We start from the raw sequence: 21,547 nt of genomic DNA on the forward strand, positions 1-21,547 counted from the left end.
CCGCTTGCCCGGCAGGTTAGGGTTCGCACGTGGAAGAGACCGATCGCGCGATCGTCGCGGCCCTCGCCGTCGACGGCCGCCTGTCCTACACCGACCTGGCCGAGCGGGTCGGGCTGTCGGTGTCGGCCGTGCACCAGCGGGTGCGGCGGCTGGAGCAGCGCGGCGTCATCAAGGGGTACACCGCGAAGGTCGACCACGACGCGCTCGGCCTCTCGCTGACCGCCTTCGTCGCGATCCGGCCGCTCGACCCGTCCCAGCCCGACGACGCCCCCGACCGGCTGGCCAAGCTGCCGCAGATCGAGAGCTGCTACTCCGTGGCCGGCGAGGACTTCTACCTGCTGCTCGTGCGCGTGGAGAACCCGCTCGCCCTGGAGCGGCTGCTGCAGGAGATCCGCTCCGCCGCCAACGTCACGACCCGCACGACCGTCGTGCTGTCGACGCCCTACGAGCACCGCCCTAGCGCGCGGCACGCATGATCGCGTCGAGGACCCGGTCCAGGTCGGCCAGGTCGTCGAGGGCCTCGTGGGCTCCGGCGGTCTCCAGCTCGCCGCGCGTGTACCGCCCCGTCGCCACCGCCACCACGCCGACGCCGCTGGTCAGCGCGGCGACCACGTCCTCGGGCGTGTCGCCGACGAGCACCACCCGGTCGAAGTGCCGCCCGTTGCGGCTGTGCGCGTTGTGCCGCGCGATCCCCACCAGCTCCGCGCGCACGTCGTGGCTCCACCCGTACGCCCCCGCCTCGAGGTCCAGGTGCTCGGCCAGCCCGAACGGCGCCAGCTTCACCTCGGCGATGTGCCGCACGTTGCCGGTCAGCAGCGACTGCACCGTGCGCGTGCGGACCTCGGCCACGGCCTCGGCCGCCCCCGGCAGCGCCCGCGCCCGCACCGGCAGCAGGTGCGCGAGCTCGTCCATCGCCGTCTCGGCCCCCGCGCGCAGGTCCTCGAGGTTCCCCACGGTCACCGGTACCGCGTTCAGGCGCAGCATGTCCTTGGCGATCGCCAGGTCAGTCCGCCCGGCCATCGGCGGCTGATGCGCGGGCGCGACCCCGAACCGCCGCTTGAAGGCCAGGTTGTAGGCCTCCCGCCCCAGCCCGTCCACGTCGACCAGCGTGTGGTCCACATCCCAGAGCACCAGTACCCCGTCCACGCGCTGCAGCGTAGTGCGCCGCCCGCCGATCGCCCACGTGGGCCGCGGTCGCGCGGGTTCGCGAGCACGGCGCGGCCGCAACCGGCACAATGTGCGCATGGGCGAGATCGTGGTCATACGGCACGGGCAGACCGAGTGGAGCGCCGCCGGCAGGCACACCTCGACGACGGACCTGGATCTCACGGCCGCGGGCGAGGACGGCGCCCGGTCCCTGGCCCGCGCGCTGGCCAACCGCGCCTTCGTGGCCGTCATCAGCAGCCCGCGCCGCCGGGCCCGCCGCACCGCCGAGCTGGCCGGCCTGGTCGTCACCGAGATCGACAACGACATCGCGGAGTGGGACTACGGCACCTGCGAGGGCCGCACGTCGGCCGAGATCCGCGCCGAGTCGCCGGACTGGGACCTGTGGCGCGACGGCTGCCCGGGGGGCGAGTCCCCGGAGCAGGTGACGATCCGGATCGACCGCTTCATCGCCAAGCTCCGCCCGATGCTGGTCCTGGGCGACGTGGCGGTGGTGAGCCACGGCCACGCGTCGCGCGCGCTGGCGGCGCGGTGGCTGGAGCAGCCCGTGACGTTCGGCGCTCACCTGAGCCTCGGCACGGCGACGATCTCGGTGCTCGGCCACGAGCACGACGCCCCGTCCCTGCGCCTGTGGAACGCCCCGCCGGCCTGACCCAGCCGCGCCTGGATATGTCCGGATGCGGAGCGTTCGGACATATCCGCTCGGCGCCGGCAACCACCGTCGCAGGCCCCGGTGTCGATCCGGGCACTCCGCCCTTATGAGGGGCGGCCGAGCGGCCAACGCTCCGCCTGCGGTGAACAGTCCACAGTGGATGGCAACACGCGGGGTGGTGTCGAGGCCACAGCCGGATTCGAACCGGCATGTCTCGATTTGCAGTCGAGCCCCTTGGACCAACTCGGGCATATGGCCGTGCGTGCCTCCGGCTGGACTCGAACCAGCGGCCTTCAGGTTCGGAACCTGGCGCTCTCTCCGCTGAGCTACGAAGGCAAGGCGTGCGGGCGAAGGGATTCGAACCCCCTCAGCAACAGCAGCTGGGTTACAGCCAGCCCCGACTCTCCAGCGTCGGCGCGCCCGCGTGAGGGACGGGACCGGCCGGCCCCCGTTGACGCGGCCGGTCCCGTCGGACAGGGTGGTGCGGCTGCGATGCCCGGATTCGAACCGGGACCTGGACGGTGAACAGCCGTCTGCCCTGCCGTTGGTCGGCTGCTCTACCCGTTGAGCCGGCGGCGCGTCGAGGCGCGGACGGGGACTCGAATCCACGCCCCGGCCCTACCCGCGTCACACACACGCGAAGTGCCCCCGGCGCGATTCGAACGCGCACCGTCGACGTCCTCAACGTCGTGCCTCTGCCGTTGGGCTACGAGGGCATGCACACCAGCGCGCCGTCGACCGGGTTCGAACCGGCGACCTCGGCCTCGACAGGGCCTTGCTCTTCCACTGAGCTACGACGGCATGAGTGGACCTGAGCGGATTCGAACCGCTGACCCTCGGTCTGCCGGACCGATGCGCTACCGCTGCGCCACAAGCCCATGGCGCCGCCGGCGGGGCAGCCCGCCACGCGGCACACAAGAAACCACCATGCGTGTGCCATTCCACTGTGTACTTGTCAATTGCACGAATGCACCGGGGCGCGTTCGGACGCCCATTCACGAGTCGTCGTGCATGGTGGAGTGAGGGGACGAAAAAGCCGCCCGGTCCCCGGTGGGGAGGGCGGCGGAGGCGTCGCTAGCGGGCTGCTAGCCGCTCCACCGGCCCGAGGCGTCATCGCTGGTCATACAGGCATAACCGGCGACCGGAAGGGCAAGGTCGCCGATGGCGCGCTTGGCTTCGAGCTCGCGGCGCCGCTGCATGGCTTCCTCCTTCTTCCCGTTTCTTCGTCTCGGTGCTGATGAATACCGTACGCATTGCGGGCCGCCCGCACAATGCATTTATCGAGCCGTTGCCCGAATCGGCCCATTGGTGCGGGGGCCGGGAGGCGGTACCTTCCCCTCATGCCGGACCTGAGCGACGAGCGGTGGAGCGAGCCGCCGCCGGTGTGGCTGCTCGACGTCGACGGCGTCATCAACGTGAAGCGCCCGGGCTGGGGCGCGGCGCCGTTCCATGGCCGCGCGCACGCGCTCGGCACCGAGTGGCGGCTGCGCTGGGCGCCCGCGCTCGTGCAGCGCATCCGCCGGCTGCACCGCGACGGCGTGGCCGAGGTGCGCTGGTGCTCGACGTGGTGCGCGTGGCCGGGCGAGATCGAGCGCCTCTTCAAGCTGCCGGGCCTGGATCGGGCGTTCGGGGAGGTGCCCGACTTCTCGGTGGCGAAGCTCGCCGCGGCCCGCACGGTGCTGCGCGAGGGGCGCCGGCTGGTGTGGACCGACGACGTGGAGGTGCCCGGGCCCGGCCCGCTGCGCGACGAGCTGGTGCGGGACGGCCGGGCCCTGCTCATCCGGCCGGACCCGCGGCGCGGGCTGCAGCCGGTGCACCTCGACGCGATCGAAGCGTTCTGCACCACTCCGCTTGGATCGTGAACCATCTGTGTGACATATTATCTGCATGACCGACTATGGCCACGATCTGCGCTTCGGGACCTTCCTGCCCGCCGAGGCCGCCAACGCCGTCGAGGCGCTGCGGCTCGCGGTGCGCACCGAGGAGCTCGGGCTGGACCTGACGAGCCTGCAGGACCACCCGTACCAGGGCCGCTTCCTGGATTCCTGGACCCAGCTGTCGGTGATCGCCGCGCACACCGAGCGGATCACGGTGTTCCCCAACGTCGCCAACCTGCCGCTGCGCCCGCCCGCGGTGCTCGCCCGGGCCGCGGCCAGCCTGGACCTGCTCACCGGCGGCCGGGTCGAGCTCGGCCTCGGCGCGGGCGCGTTCTGGGACGCGATCGAGGGGATGGGCGTCGAGCGGCGCACCCCCGGCCAGGCGCTGCGGGCGCTCGAGGAGGGCATCGCGGTCATCCGGGCGCTGTGGAGCGAGGAGCGCTCGGCCCGGGTCGACGGGGAGTACTACCGGCTGCGGGGCGCGCACCCCGGCCCCGGCGCGGCGCACGACATCGGCATCTGGGTCGGCGCGATCAAGCCGCGCGCGCTCGCCCTCACCGGCCGGCTCGCCGACGGGTGGCTGCCCAGCTCGCCGTACGTGCCGCCGGAGCGGCTCGCCGAGTCCAACCGGCGCATCGACGAGGCCGCGCAGGCCGCGGGCCGGCAGCCGCAGGACGTGCGCCGCCTCTACAACATCGCCGGCACCTTCCGCGGCGACGGCCGCGAGTTCCTGCAGGGCCCGCCGAAGGTCTGGGTCGAGCAGCTCGCCGAGCTCGCGGTCACCGAGGGCATGAGCGCGTTCATCCTCATGGTGCAGGCCGGCGGCGACGAGGACCTGGAGCGTTTCGCCATGGAGGTGGCGCCGGCGGTCCGGGAGCTGGTCACCGCCGAGCGCGCCCGCCCGGGCGCGAATCGCGCACCCGAGGCGGCCGAGGGCGCCGCGGCGGCCGCGGCCGACGAGGTCATGGAGGTCATCGAGGTCGCGCCGCCGGGAGCCGCGCCGGTGCGCGCGTACAACGAGACCCTCGCGACCCCCACGGCGGACGACGGGACCCGGCTGTCGAGCGAGCGGCTGTGGGACGAGTCCGAGCGCCCGGAGGGCCCCGAGAGTGACCTCACCGTGCGCTACAGCGCGCGCCAGCGCGCGTCGGGCCAGCACCTCATCGACGTGCACGACCACCTGCGGCAGGAGCTGGCCCAGGTGCGCGACCTCGTGGAGCAGGTCGCGGCGGGCGCCCTCGACCTCGGCCGGGCCCGCTCGATGATCAACACGATGGCCATGCGGCAGAACAACTGGACCCTCGGCACGTACTGCGAGAGCTACTGCCGCGTGGTCACCACCCACCACACGATCGAGGACATGAGCCTGTTCCCGCGCCTGCGGGCGGCCGACCCCCGGCTCGTGCCGGTCGTCGACCGCCTCGAGGCGGAGCACCACGTGATCGCCGAGGTCCTCGAGCGGGTCGACGCGGCGCTGGTGGCGATGGTCGCGCGGCCGGAGGGCATCGCCGAGGTCCGCGCCGCGGTCGACCTGCTCACCGACACGCTCCTGTCGCACCTGTCCTACGAGGAGCGCTCCCTGGTCGAGCCGCTGAGCCGCTACCAGGTGATGTGAGTCGCGGCGGCCGAGATGTCCCAGAGCCGGGCGGCGGCCTCGGGGTCCAGCGCGTAGGCGGCGACCCCGGTGCGCGTGCCCGGCCGGTTGGGCTCGGCCTCGCGGCAGTCCTCGTAGTACCCTCCGCCGACGCCGTCCACGGCCGGGGACGCGGCCAGCAGCGCCGAGGTCGCCGCGCCCTGCTGCGGGGTCTTCCAGCGGATCGGCACCCCGCCGTTGGCCGCCGTCGCGGTCCGGACCAGCTCGTCCACGTCGACGTGGCGCTGCAGGTTGGTGCGGATGCCGCCGGGGCTCAGGGCGTTGACCCGAATCCCGTCGCCGGCCCAGCGCCGGTCGGCCTCGACGGCGAAGAGCACGTTCGCCGTCTTCGACTGCCCGTAGGCGAGCCACGGGTCGTACTCGCGGCGCTCGAAGTGGATGTCGTCGAACACCACGGGGGAGCGCAGGTGCGCGGCCGAGCTGACCGCGACCACGCGCGCCCCGCCCGCGGCCCGCAGCGCCGGCAGCAGGCGGGCGGCGAGCGCGAAGTGCCCGAGGTGGTTGGTCGCGAACTGCAGCTCCCAGCCCTCCGCGGTGCGGCCCGGCGGCGAGGCCATCACGCCCGCGTTGTTCACGAGGATGTGCAGGGGACCGTCCCACGCCTCGGCGAACGCCCGCACCGACGCCTGGTCGGCCAGATCCAGCGGCGCCACGTGTACTGCCTTGTTGCCGGTCGACGCGATGAGGTCGGCGGCGGTCGCCTCGCCCGCGGCGGTGTCGCGCACCGCGAGGGTGACCTCGGCCCCGGCCCCGGCCAGGGCGCGGGCGGTCTCGATGCCGATCCCCGACGCCCCGCCGGTGACGATCGCGCGCCGGCCGTTCAGATCGACGCCCGCGAGGACCTCGGCCGCCGTGGACTCGAATCCGAAGCCGCTCATCGCTGGACCTCCTGGACGCTGACGTCCCACAGGCGCTGGGCGGCCTGCGGGTCGAGCGCGTGCGCCGCGACACCCGTGCGGGTGCCCGGCTGGTGGGGACCGGCCTCGGCGCAGTCCTCGAAGTACCTCCCGCCGACCCCCTCCAGCAGCGGCGACGCGGCGAGCAGGACCGACGTCGCGGCACCCTGCTCGACGGACTTGAAGCGCGGCGCGGCGCCGCCGGTCTGCTCGCGCATGCGCTGCAGCTCGGCGGGGTCGACGTAGCGCTGCAGGTTCGTCCGGATGGAGCCGGGGTGCAGCGCGTTGACGAGGATCCCCTCCCCGGACCAGCGCCGGGTCGCCTCGACGGCGAAGAGGACGTTCGCGGTCTTCGACTGCCCGTAGGCGAGCCACGGCTCGTACTCGCGCCGCTCGAAGTGGATGTCGTCGAACACCACCGCCGAGAAGAGGTGCGCGCTGGAGGAGACCGACACGACCCGGGCGCCGTGCGCGGCCCGCAGCGCCGGCAGCAGCCCGGTGGTGAGCGCGAAGTGCCCGAGATGGTTGGTGGCGAACTGCAGCTCCCAGCCCTCGGGGGAGCGGCCCAGCGGCCGGGCCATGACGCCGGCGTTGTTGACGAGGATGTGCAGGGGCCCGTCCCACGCCCCGGCGAACGCCCGCACCGACGCCTGGTCGGCCAGGTCGAGCGGCGCCACGAACAGCCGCTTGTTGCCCGTGGTCGCGGTGATGTCCTCGGCGGTGCGCTCGCCCGCGGCGGTGTCGCGCACGGCGAGGGTCACCTCGGCGCCGGCGGCGGCCAGCGCTCGGGCGGTCTCGACGCCGATCCCCGACGCGCCGCCGGTGACGACCGCGCGGCGCCCGCTCAGGTCGACGTCGGCGAGCACCTGGGACGCGGTCGAGTCCCAGGCGAACGGTGTGCTGATGGTCATGTTCCGCTCCTGTCGGTACCATCTCAAGCGGAGGAGCCTCCAGATGTTCCAAACCATAACCGGAGGTGCCTCCGATTGACTCGCCTCTGGAGTGTGACGTGACGCACCCCGCCCGTCCCCTGCGGGCCGATGCCCAGCGCAACCGCGACCGCCTGCTCGAGGCCGCCCTGCGGGCCTTCGCGAACGAGCCGAGCGACGAGGTGACCCTGGAGCGCGTGGCCCGCGACGCCGGCGTCGGCATCGGCACCCTCTACCGCCATTTCCCGACCCGGGAGGCGCTGATCGAGGAGGTGTACCGCGCGGAGCTCACCCGCCTCTGCGAGTCCGCCCCGCGCCTGCTGGCGGACCTGGCCCCCGACGCCGCGCTGCGGGCCTGGATGGATGCCTTCATCGACTACTCGGCGACCAAGCGCGGCCTGGCGGAGGCCCTGCGCACGGTCATCGCCGCGGGCGGGCAGCCCTTCGCGCAGAGCCGGGCCCGCATGGAGTCGGCGCTGGCGGAACTCCTGGCCGCAGGCGCCGGCTCGGGCCTGCGGCAGGACGTCGACCCTTACGACGTGCTGGTGGCGCTCAGCTCCGTCTCCCTGTGGGTGTCGGAGCCGCAGCGCCGGGCCCAGGGCGGCCGGGTCCTGGACCTGCTGATGGACGGCCTCCGGTTCGCCCGGTAGGCCGCGGGCCGTGCGCCGCGATCAGCCGTTGTCGTCCTTCTCGCGCTGGATCGCCAGCTCCAGGGCGAGCACGGCGCACAGGATGAGCAGGTGGTTCTCGCCGTCGGCGATGTTCACCGCGTAGCTGTCGCGGATCGTCAGCCAGCGCTTGGAGACCTGGGCCACCTCGCGGCCGCCGCGCTCCACCGTGAACTCGTGGTCGAAGAGGTTCCCGGCCATGGTCAGGTCGTCCGGCCCGGGCACGTCGATGGTGAACTTCTCGCGCAACGGCGTGAAGAGCTTCTTGCGCACCTCGGCGGCCTCCTCGCCGCCGATCTCGATCTGGTACGTCGGGCGCAGCGCGATGAGCTTGCGATGCACGGAGGCGACCTCGTTGCCGGCAGGGTCCTCGACGACGAGCCGGTCGCGCAGGCTCAGCACCTTGCCGTCGACGTGCAGCACCTTGCGCCCGTGGTCGTCGGTGACGTCGAAGTCGTCGCCGATGTCGAAGAAGCGCTCCTTGATGACATACATGCCTCAAGTGTCGGCCCGCGGCGCCACTCCCGCCCGGTTCGCCGGCCTGCGCGCCGGCACGAGGACGCCGCGCAGGTCGGGACGGTGCCGCCGCCGAGCGCGTCCAGCGTCCGGGCGAGCGCGTCCAGGGTGCGCTCCTGCGCCTGCGGGCGCTGCCCCCCACGATCGCGCGCGGCGTGGTATCAAGACCCGCGTGACCGTCGATGAGCAACCGCCCGCTCCGCCGAAACAGTCCTGGACGATCCTCATCGTCTCCGTCGCCTTCGCCCTGCTGATCCTCATCGGTGCCGCCGTCTACATCGGACTGGACCTGCGCTCAGCCCGCGAGTCCGTCGCCGCGCGTGAGTCCGCCGAGGCCGCCCCGGCCCGCCCCACCCCGGCCGCCACCTGCCCCGACGGCGTCAAGCTCACCTGCGTGCCGGGCCGGACGCTGCCGGTCACGCTGGAGCGCTGGCTCGAGGCCAGCGGCATCAGCCTGCTCGACGACGGCACGGTCGAGCGCACGGCGACCGAGTTCATGCCGGTCGGGGTCCCCGGCGGCAAGCTCTTCGCCCGCGTCTCGCACGATGGCAACGCGCTCTACGAGGTCGGCTGCGACCTCTCGGCGGACCCGGGCGCCGAGTTCGGCAGCGACGCTCTGCAGCGGCTGTACAGCTGCGCCGGATCGGCCGTGCCGGCGAACGCCCCCTACACCCAGCCCGTCCTGGCGTGGATCAGCCGCGCGCTGACGACGAGGAGCGACTCCCGCCTCAACTGCACGGCCGTCACGATGTCGGCCCGCTTCACGCCCGGCCACTACGACATCGAGGTCACCCCGGTGACCGACTCGACCTCCTGCGGCCTGGACTGAGTCAGGGTCCGATCAAGCCCGATCGAGTGGGTGACCTACCCGCACGCGACCTCGTACAGCGCCGCGAAGGCCGCCGTGTGGCCGATCGGCCCGGGTGGGCGCCCTCCTGAGGGGAAACGCCCACCGGGGCCGATGCTCTACAGGAAGCGGTACGCCGTGCCGCCGCGCACCGGGGCGACCCGGATGCCCGCCGACGGGTTGGCCGCCTCGACCATCTTGCCGTTGCCGATGTAGATGGCGACGTGCCCGGACGTGTGGATGACGTCGCCCGGCATCCACTGCCCGGACGGCACCTGACGGCCGCGGGCCGCGATCTGCTCGCTCTGGTGCGGCAGCTTGATGCCGACCCGGGCGTAGGCGGCCATCACGAGACCGCTGCAGTCGTAGGCGTCCGGGCCCGCCTTGGCGTACACGTAGGGCTTGCCCACCTGGGCGAGCGCGAAGTTCACCACGGTGCCCGCGGCCCCCGACGGGGGCGCCACCGACGTCGTGGTCTGCTTCGACGACGTGGACTTCGTCGTCTTCGACGAGGACGTGGACTTCGTCGTCTTCGACGGCTGCTTCTGCGTCGTCCTGGTCGGCGCCGGGGCGGGCGGCGGGGCCGGGGCGACCGCCGCGTCGCGCGCCGAGGCGGCGAGCGTGACGTAGTGGTCGCGGTGGGCGCGGTCGACGCGCTCGTAGGCGGCGAGCAGGGCCTCCTGCTCGGCGAGCGTCGGGGCGGGGGAGCCGGTCAGGACCGTCTCGGATGCCTTCGTCTGCGTCGATGCCGGATTCGGTGGTTGGGCCGCGGCGGCGGAGGGGCCGAGCCAGACGGCGGAAAGGGCAAGGGCTGCGGTGCCCGCTGCGATGCGGTGCAGCGGCTGATGTGCGTTCAGGTCGGCTCCAGGGACGGCCCGGTGCACTCTCGCGTGTCTCGGGTGGGAGCGCCCCGTGTGGGCGGCGCTGACCCGAAGTACCGGGCAAAGCGGATGATTTCGATATGTCGCCCCAAGCGGGGCCGTTGGCGACGCTAGGCCGGATGCCACGCGCTGTGGCCTGCTCGTGACATTCCTCACCACCTATCTCACCCACTGTTGGGCGGGTATCAGCCGGTATGTCCGTACCGACCGGACAACCTTTTTCGGCTGTTCGGGCGTCTCGGTTGCACCTTCTTCGGCCGCCCGTTTAGCGGCATTTCGGCGCTTATGCTGCTTTCATGGGTTGTGCCGGGGTACTGCGCGCCACCGCGATCACCGCGACCGTGGCGCTGCTCGCCGCGTGCGCCGGCACCGACGCCGGGAGCCCGTCCGCCGAAGCCGCCTGCGCGCCCTTCGCCGGGTACCGGGGCCACGAGGGCACCACCGTCACCATCAGCTCCTCGATCCGCGGCGTCGAGGCCGACAAGCTCGCGCAGGCCTGGGAGGCGTTCCAGTCCTGCACCGGCATCACCATCGACTACACCGGCCGGGCCGACTTCGAGGCCACCCTGCCGGCCGAGGTCGCCGCCGGCCGCGTGCCCGACCTCGCGATCTTCCCGCAGCCGGGCCTGCTGGCCGCCATGGCGCGCACCGGCCGGCTCAAGCCCGCCGGCAAGGACGTCGCCGCCGACGTCGAGCGCTACTACCCCGCCGACTGGAAGCGCTACGGCGTCGTCGACGGCGTGCTCTACGGCGCCCCGCTGGACGGCAACGTGAAATCACTCGTGTGGTACTCCCCGAAGTACTTCGCCGAGCACGGCTACACCGTCCCGCAGACCTGGGCCGAGCTGATCGCCCTCAGCGACCGCATCGCCGCCACCGGCGTCAAGCCCTGGTGCGCCGGCATCGAGTCCGGCGGCGCGACCGGCTGGCCCATCACCGACTGGCTCGAGGACACCCTCCTGCGCACCGCCGGCCCCGCCGTCTACGACCAGTGGGTCGAGCACCGCATCCCGTTCGACGACCCGCGGGTCGTCGAGGCGCTCGAGCGCGTCGGGACGATCCTGCGCAACCCCCGCTACGTCAACGGCGGCTTCGGCGGCGTCGAGTCCATCGCCGGCACCGCCTACCAGGAGGGCGGCCTGCCGATCCTGCAGCGCCAGTGCGCCCTGCACCGCCAGGCGTCGTTCTACATGAACTGGTGGCCGGCCAACGCCACCGTCGCCGAGGACGGCGACCTCTACGCCTTCTACCTGCCGCCGGTCGACCCCGCCGCCGGCCGGCCCGTGCTCGGCGCCGGCGACTTCGCCGCCGCGTTCGCCGACCGCGCCGAGGTCCAGGCGGTCGCCGCGTACCTCGCCACCCCCGCCTTCGCCGACAGCCGCGCCCGGACCGGCGGCGTCGTGGGCCCCAACACGGGCCTGGACAAGAACGTGCTGGCCAACCCGATCGAGAAGCTCTCCGCCGGCCTGCTCACCGACCCCGGGGTCACGTTCCGCTTCGACGGCTCCGACCAGATGCCCGCCGCCGTGGGGGCCGGCACCTTCTGGTCCGGCATGACCGACTGGATCAAGGGGGCCGACACCGCTACCGTCCTGCACCGCATCGAGACCAGCTGGCCGGCTTGATCCGTGGCCCGGGATGCCGATGTGGTGACCGTGTTCGGACGCGTGCGGCGACGGGTGGCGGATCTGCGGATCGCCACGAAGATCGTCAGCGTGTCCCTCGTCGTGACCGCGATCTTCACCGCATCCGGCGTCGTGGGACTCGTCAACCTCCAGCGGCTCGTCGCCGAGCAGGACCGCGACTACCGCGTCAACGTCGTCGCCGTCGACAAGATGACCGACGTGCGCTCCGCCGTCGGCGCCGAGCTCGAGGCCGTCCTGGCCTACATCCTGTCCGACCCCGGCTTCTACCGCGACACCTACGCCGAGGTCATCGTCGACTCCGACCGCGACATCGACGCCCGCATCGCCGAGCTGCGCGCCCTCGACCTGCCGCGCAACGAGCTGTCGGGCCTCAAGGCGTTCGCCGCCACCGTCACCATGTGGCGGACCGCGCGCCAGGCCGCCCTCGACGCCGCCGACGCCGGCGACCAGCGCAAGGCCGCCTCCGTCGTGCTCGTGCGCTCCGAGGCCATCGCCCGCGCCGTGAAGGACCGCGCCAACTCGTTCCTCGACCAGCTCGTCGAGGCCGTCGCCGACGGCGCCCGCCGGGCCAAGGTCAACGGCATCCGCAACACCCAGCTCACCGCCGCCCTGCTCGCCGCCGGCGCGCTCACCGCGATCCTGCTCGCCGTGCTCACCGCCCGCGCCATCTCCCGGCCGCTGCGCGAGGTCGTCGACGTCCTCGCCCGCGTCGCCCGCGGCGACCTCAGCCGCCGCGTCGAGCTCGACCGGGGCGACGAGGTCGGGCAGATGGGCCGCTCGCTCAACGAGACGCTGGGTGTGCTGCGGGCCGCCTTCGAGGAGGTCCACCACCGCGCCTCCCACGACGGCCTCACCGGCCTGGCCAACCGAGCCCTGCTGCGCGAGCGCATCGCCGCCGCCCGCCCCAACGCGGCCGCGGGCCTGCCGGTCGCCATGCTGCTCATCGACCTCGACGGCTTCAAGCAGGTCAACGACGCCTACGGGCACAACGCCGGGGACTTCCTGCTCACCGTCGTGGCCGAGCGGCTGGTCGCGGGCGTGCGCGCCCAGGACACCGTGGCCCGCCTCGGCGGCGACGAGTTCGCGGTGCTGCTCGACGGCGTCGAGTCGGCCGAGGACGTCTACCTCGTCGCCGACCGGCTCTGCACCGACCTGCAGGAGCCGGCGACCTACCGCCCCGACTGCGTCATCACCCCGCACGCGAGCATCGGCGTGAGCCTGTGGGACGGCGAGGTCCCCATCGACGCGCTCATGCACGACGCGGACCAGGCCATGTACGCCGCGAAGACGGGCGGCAAGGGCCGGGTCGTGCACTCCGGCTAGATCGAGACCCAGCCGTCGAAGCCGCTGGGGCTCATGCAGTGCACCCGGTTGCTCAGGTGCAGCGAGGGGTCGGTCTCGTAGCGCCGCGCCAGCACCCGCGCCGCGCCGGCGTCCCCGCGGTCGGCGGCCAGCAGCAGCTCGGCCAGCTCGTCCGCGGTCCGGTCGGTGATCGCCCCCCACTGGTCCCACAGCAGCGCCTCGTCGCCGTGGCGGTGCGCGACCTCGAGCAGCACCGAGTCGAGCAGGAACTGGTGGCCGTGGAACGGCAGCGCCGGATCCACCCCGTACCGGTCCGCGTCGATCAGCCCCCGCCGGTGCGCCGTCCACGCCTGGGCCGCGGTGATGAACTGCGGCAGATCGGCGGTGTTGAACGGGTGGTCGGCCGGGTCGAGCTGTGCGTCGGCGAGCACCCACCGGGTGCCGTTCCAGAACTCGGCGACGACGTGGTCGTAGTTCCAGTCGTCGGCGAAGTACGGCGAGAACCCGACCCGGCTGCGCGCGGGCACCCCGCGCCGGCGCAGCGCCGCGATGGTGAGCAGCGTGAAGTCGCGGCAGCAGCCGACGACCCGCTGTGCCTGGGGCCGCGGCTCGGCCAGCGGCACGGGGAAGCGCTGCTGGTCCAGCGCGAGCATCCGCGAGGCCCAGCGCGAGTCGATCTCGGCCAGCCGGGCCCCGTCGAACGCGATCCCGGCCGCCCGGTAGTGCACGAGCACGTTGCGCACCACCGCCATCAGCCCCGCCACGTCATCGGGCAGCTCGTCGAGGAGTTCGCCGAACCGGCCGGGGTCGCTGAAGCGCGACTGCTCGCGGTACCGCTGCAACATAGACCGAACCTAGCAACTCCCGAGCAGGATCCGCCCCAGCGCGGCGTGGGCCCGGACGGCCGGATGCGTCGGCCCGTAGTCGGCGGCGTCCCCCAGGGCGTCCGCGAACAGGGCGTACACGGCCGTGGGCGCGCCGGCCGGGCTGAAGACGATTCCCGCCTCGTGCCGCGCGGCGCCCGTCGCGTCCCGGTCGGCGCCGTGTTTCGTGGCCACGCGGGCACGGTCGGGGCCGCTCAGGTCCCGCCGAACGCCGTCGTGGTAGCCGGCCGGCGCGCGCAGGACGCCCAGCATGAACGCGGTGCTCGCCGCGCTCAGCAGCGCCCCGGCGGCCAGGCACGCGAGCAGGTCGTGGGTCTCGCGGGCGGTCGTGGTGCCGAGGAGGAACCGGGCCGGGTCGGCGGCGGTGGGCTCCACCCGGGTGCGGGTCAGGCCGAGCGAGGCCAGGATCTCGTTGACCTCGGGGCCGGGGACGAGCCGGCCGCACAGCCGCACCGCGGTGTTGTCGGACACCAGCAGCAGCGCGGTGAGCACGCCCGCGACCGTGAGCTCGTCGCCGTGGACGGGCTGCAGGTGGTACACCCCGGAACCGCCGATGACGTCGCGGCGCTCGAGGCGGACGCGCCGGCCCAGGTCCAGCTCGCCGCGGTCGGCCTTGGCCAGCAGGGCGCTCGCCAGGGCCAGCTTCTGCACGCTGTACCCGCGGATGACCCGCTCGTCGTCGTCCTCGACCACGACGCTCCCGCCGACGCTGACCCGGGCGTGCCAGTCCCCGCCCGCGCGGTGCTTGTGCCGCGCGTAGGCCCGGCGGATGTTTTCGGGTGCCACCACCGGCAGTCTAGGGTTCCTGCCATGGACGCCGCCGCCGAGTTGCAGGAGCACCTGGACCTGCTGACGTTCGCCGACCGCGGCACCGACGAGGTCACCGAGCTGCTCATCGCCGCGACCGTCGCGTGGGCCGTGGGCCGGGGCTGGCGCGCCTACCGGCGGGCGGCGAGCGTCGTGCCGCTGCCCCCGCCCTACGAGCAGCAGTTCTCGGTCGTCGACGTCGGCATCGCGCGCCCGGGCGGCCCGCCGCTGGTGGTCGAGGTGGACCACGCCGACCGCCGGCGCACGCTGGACAAGCTCGCCGCCGAGGCCGCCGCGGGGCGGGAGGCGCTGTGGGTGCGCTGGGGCTCGGGCCGCCTCGTGCCGCCCGCGGACCCGATCCGGTTCGTGGCGTTCCCGGTGATCTCCCGCCGGGGCCCGTCGGGCGGGCGGGTGCACTCGCACACCCCGAGCCGCCCCGCGCCCGAGCACTCGGCCCCCGAGGGCTCCTACCGCGTCGTGGCCCTGGACCCCGAGCGCTGAGCGGGGCCCTGCGCCGCGAACAGCTGCTCGAAGAGCGGCATCGGGTCCAGCTGCGCGTAGGACCGCACGCGGCTCGACAGGTTCTCCGTGATCATCAGGGCCGCGCAGTTGCGGTCCACCACCATCACCAGCGGCCGCTTCCGCGTGGCCGGCTCGAACGTGATGACATAGCTGAGCTGGGTGGGGAAGGCGACGCGCAGGCACGCCTGGTCCGGCTGCGGCGCGGGCAGGCTGTTGAGCAGCCGCACGAAGCTGTCGACGTCCTTGGTGAGCACCTCGGGCGGGGCGACGGTCGGGGCCGGGGTCGTCATCGGGGTGTCGCACCGGGTGATGGCGTTCGCGCCGTACGGGATGAACTCGCCGCCCGCGTCGGCGGGGAGCACGCCGGTGCCGTACCGCGGAATCGCCGAGCAGTCGACCGCCTGCGCCCCCGGCCCGGAGACGACGGGCGACGGGTACGCCGACGGCGGTGCCATCGAGGGCGACGCCGAGGGGTCGATCGGCGGCGGCAGCCCGACGGCCGACCGCATCGCGGCGAGCCCGACGAGCAGCGCCGCCCCCACGACCACGGCGATTCCTGTTCGTGTGCGCATGACACTACGCAGTGTAGTCGCACCCGGTTGGACGGTGTCCGGTTCCGGAGCGGGAACGCGTCACGATCCCTGCGCGGCGGCCTCCGCGGCCTTGCGCAGGCCCTCGGCCTCCATCCGGATGTACCGGCGGATGAGGCCGCTGTAGAACAGGGTCACGACCCTGGCCAGAGGGCCGGCGAAGGACAGCGTCAGCTCGGCCGTGCACGTCCCGTCGCCGTTGTCGATGGCCCAGTGCCCGCCGACGTTGCGCACGCCCGGGGCCGAGTCCGAGGACCACTCGAAGCCGTGCGCGTCCACCTTCGTCACGGTCCAGGTGCTGGGACGCAGCTTCGGCTGGGTGACGCCCACGGTCTCGCCCACGGTCAGGGGTCCGGACGCGGCACGGTCCACATGGGACACGGAAGCGGTCCAGGAGGGCCACTCCTGGACCGCCTTCATGATGTCGCCGGCGATCGTGGCCGGGGCCGCGATGGTGATGGTGTCGCGGAAATCCACGCTCATGCACGCAGCGTACGACCGCCTACCCCAGCTTCAGCCAGAGGGCACCCAGCGGGGGGATCCGAATCTCGGCCGAGGCGGGAAACCCGTTCGCGGGCTGGCCCGTGGCCTCGACCGAGCCCATGTTGCCGACGCCCGATCCGCCGTACACGTCGGCATCGGTGTTGAGGATCTCCTGCCAGCGGCCGGTGAAGGGCAGGCCGATGCGGTAGCCCTCGTGCGGGTGCGCCGCGAAGTTCACGACGACCGCCACGACCGAGCCGTCGCCGCCCCAGCGCAGGTAGGAGAAGACGTTGCCGCCGGAGTCCTCGTTGTTGATCCAGCGGAAGCCGTCGGGCGAGGTGTCCTGGGTCCACAGCGCCGGCGTGCGCTTGTAGACGTCGTTCAGGTCGCGCACGAGCTTCTGCAGGCCGCCGCGCAGCGGGTCCTGGACCAGGCCCCAGTCCAGGCCGCGCTCCTCGGACCACTCCTGCTCGTCGCCGAGCTCGCAGCCCATGAACAGCAGCTGCTTGCCGGGGAAGGACCACATGTAGGCCAGCAGCGCCCGCGCGTTGGCGACCTTCTTCCACAGGTCGCCGGGCATCTTGCCGACGAGCGAGCCCTTGCCGTGCACGACCTCGTCGTGGCTGATCGGCAGGACGTAGTTCTCGCTCCAGGCGTAGACGGTCGCGAACGTCATCTGGTTGTGGTGGTACTGGCGGTAGATCGGGTCCTTGCTGACGTAGGTCAGCGTGTCGTGCATCCAGCCCATGTTCCACTTGAAGCCGAAGCCGAGCCCGCCGGCGTCGGTGGGGCGCGTGACGCCGAGCCAGGCCGTCGACTCCTCGGCGATCATCATGATGCCGGGGTGGTGCTTGTAGACGGTCGCGTTCGCCTCCTGCAGGAAGGAGATCGCGTCGAGATTCTCCCGGCCGCCGTACTGGTTCGGCGCCCACTGCCCGTGCTCGCGGGAGTAGTCGAGGTAGAGCATCGAGGCGACCGCGTCGACCCGCAGCGCGTCGGCGTGGAACTCCTCGCACCAGTACAGGGCGTTCGCCACGAGGAAGTTGCGCACCTCCTTGCGGCCGAAGTCGAAGATGAGGGTGCCCCAGTCCGGGTGCTCGCCGCGGCGCCAGTCGCCGTGCTCGTACAGCGGCGTCCCGTCGAACCGGGCGAGCGCCCACGAGTCCTTGGGGAAGTGCGCGGGCACCCAGTCCAGGATCACGCCGATGTCGGCCTGGTGGAGCCGGTCGACGAGGTGGCGGAACTCGTCCGGCGAGCCGAAGCGCGCGGTCGGGGCGTAGTAGCCGGTGACCTGGTAGCCCCACGAGCCGCCGAACGGGTGCTCCATCACGGGCAGGAACTCCACGTGCGTGAAGCCCATCTCCTTGACGTACTCGGTGAGCTGGTCGGCCAGCTCCAGGTACGACAGGCCCGGCCGCCACGAGCCCAGGTGCACCTCGTAGATGCTCACCGGCTCCTCGTGCGCGCGCCGCTCCGCGCGGGAGGCGACCCAGTCGGCGTCCTTCCAGTCGTACTGCGAGCTGTAGATGACGCTCGCGGTGGCCGGCGGCTCCTCGGTGTGCTGGGCGAGCGGATCGGCCTTCTCCACCCAGTCGTTGTCCGGGGTCAGGAGCCGGAACTTGTACTTCTGGCCGGCCTGCGCGTCCGGGACGAAGAGCTCCCACACGCCGCTGCCGCCGAGCGAGCGCATCGGCAGCCCGTCGTGCGCGCCCCAGCCGGTGAAGTCGCCGACCACGCGCACGCCGCGCGCGTTCGGGGCCCACACCGCGAAGGCGACGCCACCGGGGCGCACCTGCGCGCCGAGGACGGTCCACAGCCGCTCGTGGCGCCCCTCCTGGATGAGGTGCAGGTCGAGCTCGCCGAGGGTCGGCAGATGGCGGTACGGGTCGTCGACGACCGTGCCGTCGGCGTCGATGCGGTAGTCGTCGACGACACCGGGGACCTCGACCTCGAACACGCCGCCGCTGTGCACTTGCGTCATCGGGTATCGCTCGCCGCCGGTGACCACGGCCACGTCCGTGGCTGCCGGGCGCAGCGTCCGGATCACCGTCGTGTCGGTGCCGGGGTGCGCGCCGAGCAGGCCGTGCGGGTCGTGGGACCGGCCGGCGATGAGGTCGTCGAGATTCATAGGGGTGCTCACCTTGTCGTCAGGTCGGAACCGTTCACCATGCGCTCGATCGACTGCAGGGGAATCCGCAGCCAGCTCGGCCGGTACCGCGCCTCGTACGCGCTCTCGTAGACCGCCTTGTCCAGCTCGTAGGCGCGCAGCAAAGCCCGGTCCTCGCGCGGGTCGTACCCCGCCGCGGCAGCATAGCCGTCGCAGAACGCGTCACGGTTACGGTCGACCCACTGCCGGGCCCGTCGGCCGAGCTCCTCGTCGTCCTCCTGGCCGAGCAGCAGCTGGTAGGCGGCGTACTCGTAGGAGCGCAGCATGCCGGCGACGTCGCGCAGCACCGAGTCGGGCTTCCGGCGCTCGTGCACCGGCACGCCGGGCTCGCCCTCGAAGTCGATCAGCAGCCAGGACTCGGGCGTGCGCAGGACCTGGCCGAGGTGCAGGTCGCCGTGGATGCGCTGGGTGCGCACGGGCTCGTCGCCGATCGAGCGGAACAGGGCCGCGATGTCGCCGGCCAGCGCCTCGAGGTCGGGGACCACCTTCACGGCGCTGTCGAGCCGGGCCAGCATCGCCTCGACCGGCGGGGGAGCGGCCTGCGTGCCGAGCTCCGCGGCGAGGGTGTTGTGCACGTGCGCGACGGCCTCGCCCAGCCGGGCGGACTCGCCGGCGAAGTCGCCGCCCACTTCCTCGGGGTTCAGGTCGTGCTCGGCGTAGAGGTCGCGGGCGCTCGTGGTCGCCATCGCCCAGCCCTCGGCCGAGTTCTGGGCGTACTCCGTCACCATCGCCAGCGCCAGGTGCTCGCCGTCGGGGGTGTCGCTCTCGATGGCGCCCAGCAGCCGGGCCACGTTCGGGCAGCCGGCCCGCGCCAGCACGCGGTTGAGCTCCAGGTCGGGGTTGATGCCGGTGGTCACGCGCCGGAACGCCTTGAGGATCGCGGCGCTGTCGAAGACGACCGACGTGTTGCTCTGCTCGGCGCCGGAGATCCGCGCGGGCGCGTCGACCGGCAGCGCGACCCCCGGCTCGGGCACGAACCGCACCCCGTCGACGACCGCGCCGGTGTCGATGAGCGCGAGGATCCGCTGCGCCGAGTGCTCGTCGTAGAGGGCGTCGGAGGCGGTGCGGTCGCCGTCGGAGCCGATGAGGGCCGCCGCCGACAGCTCCGCGGCCACGTCGAGGTTCCAGCCGACGAAGATCTGGTACCGCTCCGACCCGCCGTCCTCGTAGTGCGCGTCGAGCAACACGTGGTCGAGTCCGTCGGGCAGGTGCGTGACGAGGGCGGGCTCGGCCTTCGTGAGGGTGCGGGTGCGGCCCGCGTACCACCGCTGATGCGGCAGCCAGTCGGTGTACGGCAGAGTCGTCATGGCCATCCTCATCGCCTTCTCAGTCAGCTCTGCTCTACCGGCGCGGTCAGCTGGAACCAGTAGAAACCGTGTCCCGGCAGGGTCAGCAGATACGGCAGCTGGCCGATCGCCGGGAACTGGACGTGCCCCGTGAGCTCGACGGGCGTGTATCCGGCCCAGTTCTGCAGGTTCAGCTCGATCGGCTGCGGGAACCGCGACAGGTTGTTCACGCACAGCACGACGTCGTCGCCGTGGACCCGCACGAAGGCGAGGATCGAGGGGTTGGAGCCGCCCAGCTCGCGGAACTCGCCGGCGGCGAAGGCCTCGTGGCGGCGGCGGACCTGCAGCATCGTGCGGGTCCAGTTGAGCACCGAGGTGGAGCTCTCCCGCTGCGCCTCGACGTTGACCGACTGGTAGCCGTACACGTGGTCCTGGATCGCCGGCAGGTAGAGCCGGCCCGGGTTGGCCTGCGAGAAGCCGGCGTTGCGGTCCGGGGTCCACTGCATCGGGGTGCGCACGCCGTCGCGGTCGCCGAGCCAGATGTTGTCGCCCATGCCGATCTCGTCGCCGTAGTACAGCACCGGGGAGCCGGGCAGGGAGAGCAGCAGGGCGGTGAACAGCTCGATCTGGTTGCGGTCGTTCTCCAGCAGCGGGGCGAGCCGGCGCCGGATGCCCACGTTGGCGCGCATCCGCGGGTCCTTGGCGTACTCCGCGTACATGTAGTCGCGCTCCTCGTCGGTGACCATCTCGAGGGTCAGCTCGTCGTGGTTGCGCAGGAAGATGCCCCACTGGCAGTTGCTGGGGATCTGCGGGGTGTGGGCCAGGATCTCCGAGATCGGGAAGCGCGACTCGCGGCGCACGGCCATGAAGATGCGGGGCATGAGCGGGAAGTGGAACGCCATGTGGCACTCGTCGCCGTCGCCGAAGTACTCCACGACGTCGGCCGGCCACTGGTTGGCCTCGGCGAGCAGGACCCGGCCGGGGAACTCGTCGTCGATGACCTTGCGGCAGCGGCGCAGGAACTCGTGGGTCTCGGGCAGGTTCTCGCAGTTGGTGCCCTCGGACTCGAAGAGGTACGGCACCGCGTCGAGCCGGAAGCCGTCGATGCCCAGGTCCAGCCAGAACCGCAGCACGTCGATCATCTCGCGCTGGACCTCGGGGTTGGCGTAGTTGAGGTCCGGCTGGTGGGAGAAGAACCGGTGCCAGAAGAACTGCCGCCGCACCGGGTCGAAGGTCCAGTTGGACTCCTCGGTGTCGACGAAGATGACCCGGGCGTCGGAGTAGGCCTTGTCGGTGTCGGACCACACGTAGTAGTCGCCGTACGGGCCGTCGGGGTCGCGCCGGGACTCCTGGAACCACTGGTGCGAGTCCGAGGTGTGGTTCATGACCAGGTCGGTGATGACCCGGATGCCGCGCTTGTGGGCCGCGTCGAGCAGGGCGACGAAGTCATCGACGGTGCCGAACTCGGGCAGGACCTTGTAGAAGTCCCGGATGTCGTACCCGCCGTCGCGCAGCGGCGAGTCGTAGAACGGAGGCAGCCACAGGCAGTCGACGCCGAGCCACTGCAGATAGTCGAGCTGGCCGATGAGTCCCTTGAGATCGCCGGAGCCGTCGGCGTTGGAGTCGGCGAAGGCCCGGACCAGCACCTCGTAGAACACGGCCCGCTGGAACCAGCGATCGTCGGCGGGCAGGACCCGCGCCTGGTCGAAGTCGCTGGACGACGGGTGCTCGACTGTGTCGCTCATGTAGTACCTACCTTGCTGCCCGTCGTCATCG

General features: G+C 72.5%; 21 protein-coding genes and 7 tRNA genes. 9 read left to right on the plus strand and 19 right to left on the minus strand.

The window, feature by feature from the left end; genetic code table 11:
- Positions 1 to 29 precede the first annotated feature (29 nt).
- Positions 30 to 476: an Lrp/AsnC family transcriptional regulator gene (locus ACQP2P_RS17015; protein WP_433617174.1), complete on the plus strand. Its 447-nt coding sequence runs from the start codon at positions 30 to 32 to the stop codon at positions 474 to 476.
- Here the strand turns inward: ACQP2P_RS17015 and ACQP2P_RS17020 are convergent.
- Positions 457 to 1,146 (minus strand): HAD family hydrolase, encoded by a 690-nt coding sequence (locus ACQP2P_RS17020; protein ID WP_433617175.1) that lies wholly within the window; start codon positions 1,144 to 1,146, stop codon positions 457 to 459. The two genes, ACQP2P_RS17015 and ACQP2P_RS17020, sit on opposite strands and share 20 nt — an antisense overlap.
- Before the next feature lie 97 nt (positions 1,147 to 1,243).
- Between ACQP2P_RS17020 and ACQP2P_RS17025 the strand changes: the two genes are divergently transcribed.
- Complete coding sequence (locus ACQP2P_RS17025) at positions 1,244 to 1,816, plus strand: histidine phosphatase family protein (RefSeq protein ID WP_433617177.1); 573 nt, start codon at positions 1,244 to 1,246, stop codon at positions 1,814 to 1,816.
- A 184-nt stretch (positions 1,817 to 2,000) separates the two neighbouring features.
- On the opposite strand, the gene ACQP2P_RS17030 is transcribed toward ACQP2P_RS17025, so the two are convergent.
- From ACQP2P_RS17030 to ACQP2P_RS17060, 7 genes are all read right to left on the minus strand, one after another.
- Positions 2,001 to 2,074 (minus strand) — tRNA-Cys (locus ACQP2P_RS17030).
- A gap of 5 nt (positions 2,075 to 2,079) precedes the next feature.
- Positions 2,080 to 2,152: transfer RNA gene (locus tag ACQP2P_RS17035), tRNA-Arg, on the minus strand.
- Positions 2,153 to 2,158: 6 nt separating this feature from the next.
- Positions 2,159 to 2,240 (minus strand) — tRNA-Tyr (locus ACQP2P_RS17040).
- 55 nt (positions 2,241 to 2,295) lie between these two features.
- Positions 2,296 to 2,395, minus strand: a tRNA-Asn gene (locus ACQP2P_RS17045).
- Positions 2,396 to 2,459: 64 nt separating this feature from the next.
- A tRNA-Leu gene (locus ACQP2P_RS17050) sits at positions 2,460 to 2,532 on the minus strand.
- Between the two features lie 13 nt (positions 2,533 to 2,545).
- A tRNA-Asp gene (locus ACQP2P_RS17055) sits at positions 2,546 to 2,617 on the minus strand.
- Positions 2,618 to 2,622: 5 nt separating this feature from the next.
- A tRNA-Ala gene (locus ACQP2P_RS17060) sits at positions 2,623 to 2,694 on the minus strand.
- Positions 2,695 to 3,156: 462 nt separating this feature from the next.
- Between ACQP2P_RS17060 and ACQP2P_RS17065 the strand changes: the two genes are divergently transcribed.
- Both ACQP2P_RS17065 and ACQP2P_RS17070 read left to right on the plus strand, forming a co-directional pair.
- Positions 3,157 to 3,678 carry an HAD domain-containing protein gene (locus ACQP2P_RS17065; protein WP_433617179.1) on the plus strand — a complete coding sequence of 174 codons (522 nt, stop codon included), beginning with the start codon at positions 3,157 to 3,159 and terminating at the stop codon, positions 3,676 to 3,678.
- Between the two features lie 25 nt (positions 3,679 to 3,703).
- Entirely contained in the window at positions 3,704 to 5,308 is a 1,605-nt protein-coding gene (locus ACQP2P_RS17070) for an LLM class flavin-dependent oxidoreductase (protein ID WP_433617181.1), read from the plus strand.
- Here ACQP2P_RS17070 and ACQP2P_RS17075 read toward each other — a convergent pair.
- Positions 5,293 to 6,225: an SDR family NAD(P)-dependent oxidoreductase gene (locus tag ACQP2P_RS17075; RefSeq protein ID WP_433617183.1), complete on the minus strand. Its 933-nt coding sequence runs from the start codon at positions 6,223 to 6,225 to the stop codon at positions 5,293 to 5,295. The two genes, ACQP2P_RS17070 and ACQP2P_RS17075, sit on opposite strands and share 16 nt — an antisense overlap.
- Positions 6,222 to 7,154: an SDR family NAD(P)-dependent oxidoreductase gene (locus tag ACQP2P_RS17080; protein ID WP_433617185.1), complete on the minus strand. Its 933-nt coding sequence runs from the start codon at positions 7,152 to 7,154 to the stop codon at positions 6,222 to 6,224. The genes ACQP2P_RS17075 and ACQP2P_RS17080 overlap by 4 nt, the downstream gene beginning before the upstream one ends.
- A 98-nt stretch (positions 7,155 to 7,252) precedes the next feature.
- Here ACQP2P_RS17080 and ACQP2P_RS17085 point away from each other — a divergent pair, with 98 nt between their 5' ends.
- Entirely contained in the window at positions 7,253 to 7,822 is a 570-nt protein-coding gene (locus ACQP2P_RS17085; protein WP_433617187.1) for a TetR/AcrR family transcriptional regulator, read from the plus strand.
- 21 nt (positions 7,823 to 7,843) lie between these two features.
- Here the strand turns inward: ACQP2P_RS17085 and ACQP2P_RS17090 are convergent, their stop codons facing one another.
- Positions 7,844 to 8,335: an LURP-one-related/scramblase family protein gene (locus ACQP2P_RS17090; protein WP_433617188.1), complete on the minus strand. Its 492-nt coding sequence runs from the start codon at positions 8,333 to 8,335 to the stop codon at positions 7,844 to 7,846.
- Positions 8,336 to 8,528: 193 nt separating this feature from the next.
- Between ACQP2P_RS17090 and ACQP2P_RS17095 the strand changes: the two genes are divergently transcribed.
- A complete protein-coding gene (locus ACQP2P_RS17095; RefSeq protein WP_433617190.1) occupies positions 8,529 to 9,185 on the plus strand; it encodes a hypothetical protein in 657 nt (218 codons plus the stop codon).
- Positions 9,186 to 9,322: 137 nt separating this feature from the next.
- Here ACQP2P_RS17095 and ACQP2P_RS17100 read toward each other — a convergent pair whose 3' ends face one another.
- Positions 9,323 to 10,087 carry a C40 family peptidase gene (locus tag ACQP2P_RS17100; protein ID WP_433617192.1) on the minus strand — a complete coding sequence of 255 codons (765 nt, stop codon included), beginning with the start codon at positions 10,085 to 10,087 and terminating at the stop codon, positions 9,323 to 9,325.
- Positions 10,088 to 10,380: 293 nt separating this feature from the next.
- Between ACQP2P_RS17100 and ACQP2P_RS17105 the strand changes: the two genes are divergently transcribed.
- On the plus strand, positions 10,381 to 11,709 hold the full coding sequence (locus tag ACQP2P_RS17105; RefSeq protein ID WP_433617194.1) for an ABC transporter substrate-binding protein: 1,329 nt from the start codon (positions 10,381 to 10,383) through the stop codon (positions 11,707 to 11,709).
- Between the two features lie 42 nt (positions 11,710 to 11,751).
- The gene (locus tag ACQP2P_RS17110; protein WP_433617196.1) at positions 11,752 to 13,053 is read left to right on the plus strand and encodes a diguanylate cyclase domain-containing protein; all 1,302 of its coding nucleotides are present in this window, start codon (positions 11,752 to 11,754) and stop codon (positions 13,051 to 13,053) included.
- Here the strand turns inward: ACQP2P_RS17110 and ACQP2P_RS17115 are convergent.
- Entirely contained in the window at positions 13,050 to 13,877 is an 828-nt protein-coding gene (locus tag ACQP2P_RS17115; RefSeq protein ID WP_433617198.1) for a transglutaminase-like domain-containing protein, read from the minus strand. The genes ACQP2P_RS17110 and ACQP2P_RS17115 overlap by 4 nt on opposite strands.
- Before the next feature lie 9 nt (positions 13,878 to 13,886).
- Positions 13,887 to 14,702, minus strand: coding sequence for a serine hydrolase (locus tag ACQP2P_RS17120; protein ID WP_433617199.1), 816 nt, complete (start codon positions 14,700 to 14,702; stop codon positions 13,887 to 13,889).
- A gap of 24 nt (positions 14,703 to 14,726) precedes the next feature.
- On the opposite strand from ACQP2P_RS17120, the gene ACQP2P_RS17125 reads away from it, so the two are divergent.
- Entirely contained in the window at positions 14,727 to 15,224 is a 498-nt protein-coding gene (locus ACQP2P_RS17125) for a hypothetical protein (protein WP_433076401.1), read from the plus strand.
- Here ACQP2P_RS17125 and ACQP2P_RS17130 read toward each other — a convergent pair.
- The 5 genes from ACQP2P_RS17130 to treS are packed head-to-tail and all read right to left on the minus strand — an operon-like array spanning position 15,191 to position 21,516.
- A complete protein-coding gene (locus tag ACQP2P_RS17130) occupies positions 15,191 to 15,817 on the minus strand; it encodes a hypothetical protein (protein WP_433617201.1) in 627 nt (208 codons plus the stop codon). The genes ACQP2P_RS17125 and ACQP2P_RS17130 overlap by 34 nt on opposite strands.
- A 60-nt stretch (positions 15,818 to 15,877) precedes the next feature.
- Positions 15,878 to 16,318: an SRPBCC family protein gene (locus tag ACQP2P_RS17135; RefSeq protein WP_433617203.1), complete on the minus strand. Its 441-nt coding sequence runs from the start codon at positions 16,316 to 16,318 to the stop codon at positions 15,878 to 15,880.
- A gap of 19 nt (positions 16,319 to 16,337) precedes the next feature.
- On the minus strand, positions 16,338 to 18,446 hold the full coding sequence (gene glgB, locus ACQP2P_RS17140; protein ID WP_433617205.1) for a 1,4-alpha-glucan branching protein GlgB: 2,109 nt from the start codon (positions 18,444 to 18,446) through the stop codon (positions 16,338 to 16,340).
- 8 nt (positions 18,447 to 18,454) lie between these two features.
- Positions 18,455 to 19,792, minus strand: a complete 1,338-nt coding sequence (locus ACQP2P_RS17145; RefSeq protein ID WP_433617206.1) for a maltokinase N-terminal cap-like domain-containing protein — start codon at positions 19,790 to 19,792, stop codon at positions 18,455 to 18,457.
- 23 nt (positions 19,793 to 19,815) lie between these two features.
- Positions 19,816 to 21,516 carry a maltose alpha-D-glucosyltransferase gene (gene treS / locus ACQP2P_RS17150; RefSeq protein ID WP_433617207.1) on the minus strand — a complete coding sequence of 567 codons (1,701 nt, stop codon included), beginning with the start codon at positions 21,514 to 21,516 and terminating at the stop codon, positions 19,816 to 19,818.
- Positions 21,517 to 21,547 lie beyond the last annotated feature (31 nt).

Origin of the sequence: Dactylosporangium sp. CA-139114 (assembly GCF_050955725.1) — a bacterium.
Classification (GTDB): Bacteria; Actinomycetota; Actinomycetes; order Mycobacteriales; family Micromonosporaceae; genus Dactylosporangium.

Excerpts from the sequence above, each read along its gene's own strand:
- ACQP2P_RS17025 (WP_433617177.1), top strand. The coding sequence starts at position 1,244 with ATGGGCGAGATCGTGGTCATACGGCACGGGCAGACCGAGTGGAGCGCC.
- ACQP2P_RS17065 (WP_433617179.1), top strand. The coding sequence starts at position 3,157 with ATGCCGGACCTGAGCGACGAGCGGTGGAGCGAGCCGCCGCCGGTGTGG.
- ACQP2P_RS17070 (WP_433617181.1), top strand. The coding sequence starts at position 3,704 with ATGACCGACTATGGCCACGATCTGCGCTTCGGGACCTTCCTGCCCGCC.
- ACQP2P_RS17075 (WP_433617183.1), bottom strand. The coding sequence starts at position 6,225 with ATGAGCGGCTTCGGATTCGAGTCCACGGCGGCCGAGGTCCTCGCGGGC.
- ACQP2P_RS17080 (WP_433617185.1), bottom strand. The coding sequence starts at position 7,154 with ATGACCATCAGCACACCGTTCGCCTGGGACTCGACCGCGTCCCAGGTG.
- ACQP2P_RS17090 (WP_433617188.1), bottom strand. The coding sequence starts at position 8,335 with ATGTATGTCATCAAGGAGCGCTTCTTCGACATCGGCGACGACTTCGAC.
- ACQP2P_RS17105 (WP_433617194.1), top strand. The coding sequence starts at position 10,381 with ATGGGTTGTGCCGGGGTACTGCGCGCCACCGCGATCACCGCGACCGTG.
- ACQP2P_RS17115 (WP_433617198.1), bottom strand. The coding sequence starts at position 13,877 with ATGTTGCAGCGGTACCGCGAGCAGTCGCGCTTCAGCGACCCCGGCCGG.
- ACQP2P_RS17125 (WP_433076401.1), top strand. The coding sequence starts at position 14,727 with ATGGACGCCGCCGCCGAGTTGCAGGAGCACCTGGACCTGCTGACGTTC.
- ACQP2P_RS17130 (WP_433617201.1), bottom strand. The coding sequence starts at position 15,817 with ATGCGCACACGAACAGGAATCGCCGTGGTCGTGGGGGCGGCGCTGCTC.
- ACQP2P_RS17135 (WP_433617203.1), bottom strand. The coding sequence starts at position 16,318 with ATGAGCGTGGATTTCCGCGACACCATCACCATCGCGGCCCCGGCCACG.
- glgB (WP_433617205.1), bottom strand. The coding sequence starts at position 18,446 with ATGAATCTCGACGACCTCATCGCCGGCCGGTCCCACGACCCGCACGGC.
- ACQP2P_RS17145 (WP_433617206.1), bottom strand. The coding sequence starts at position 19,792 with ATGACGACTCTGCCGTACACCGACTGGCTGCCGCATCAGCGGTGGTAC.
- treS (WP_433617207.1), bottom strand. The coding sequence starts at position 21,516 with ATGAGCGACACAGTCGAGCACCCGTCGTCCAGCGACTTCGACCAGGCG.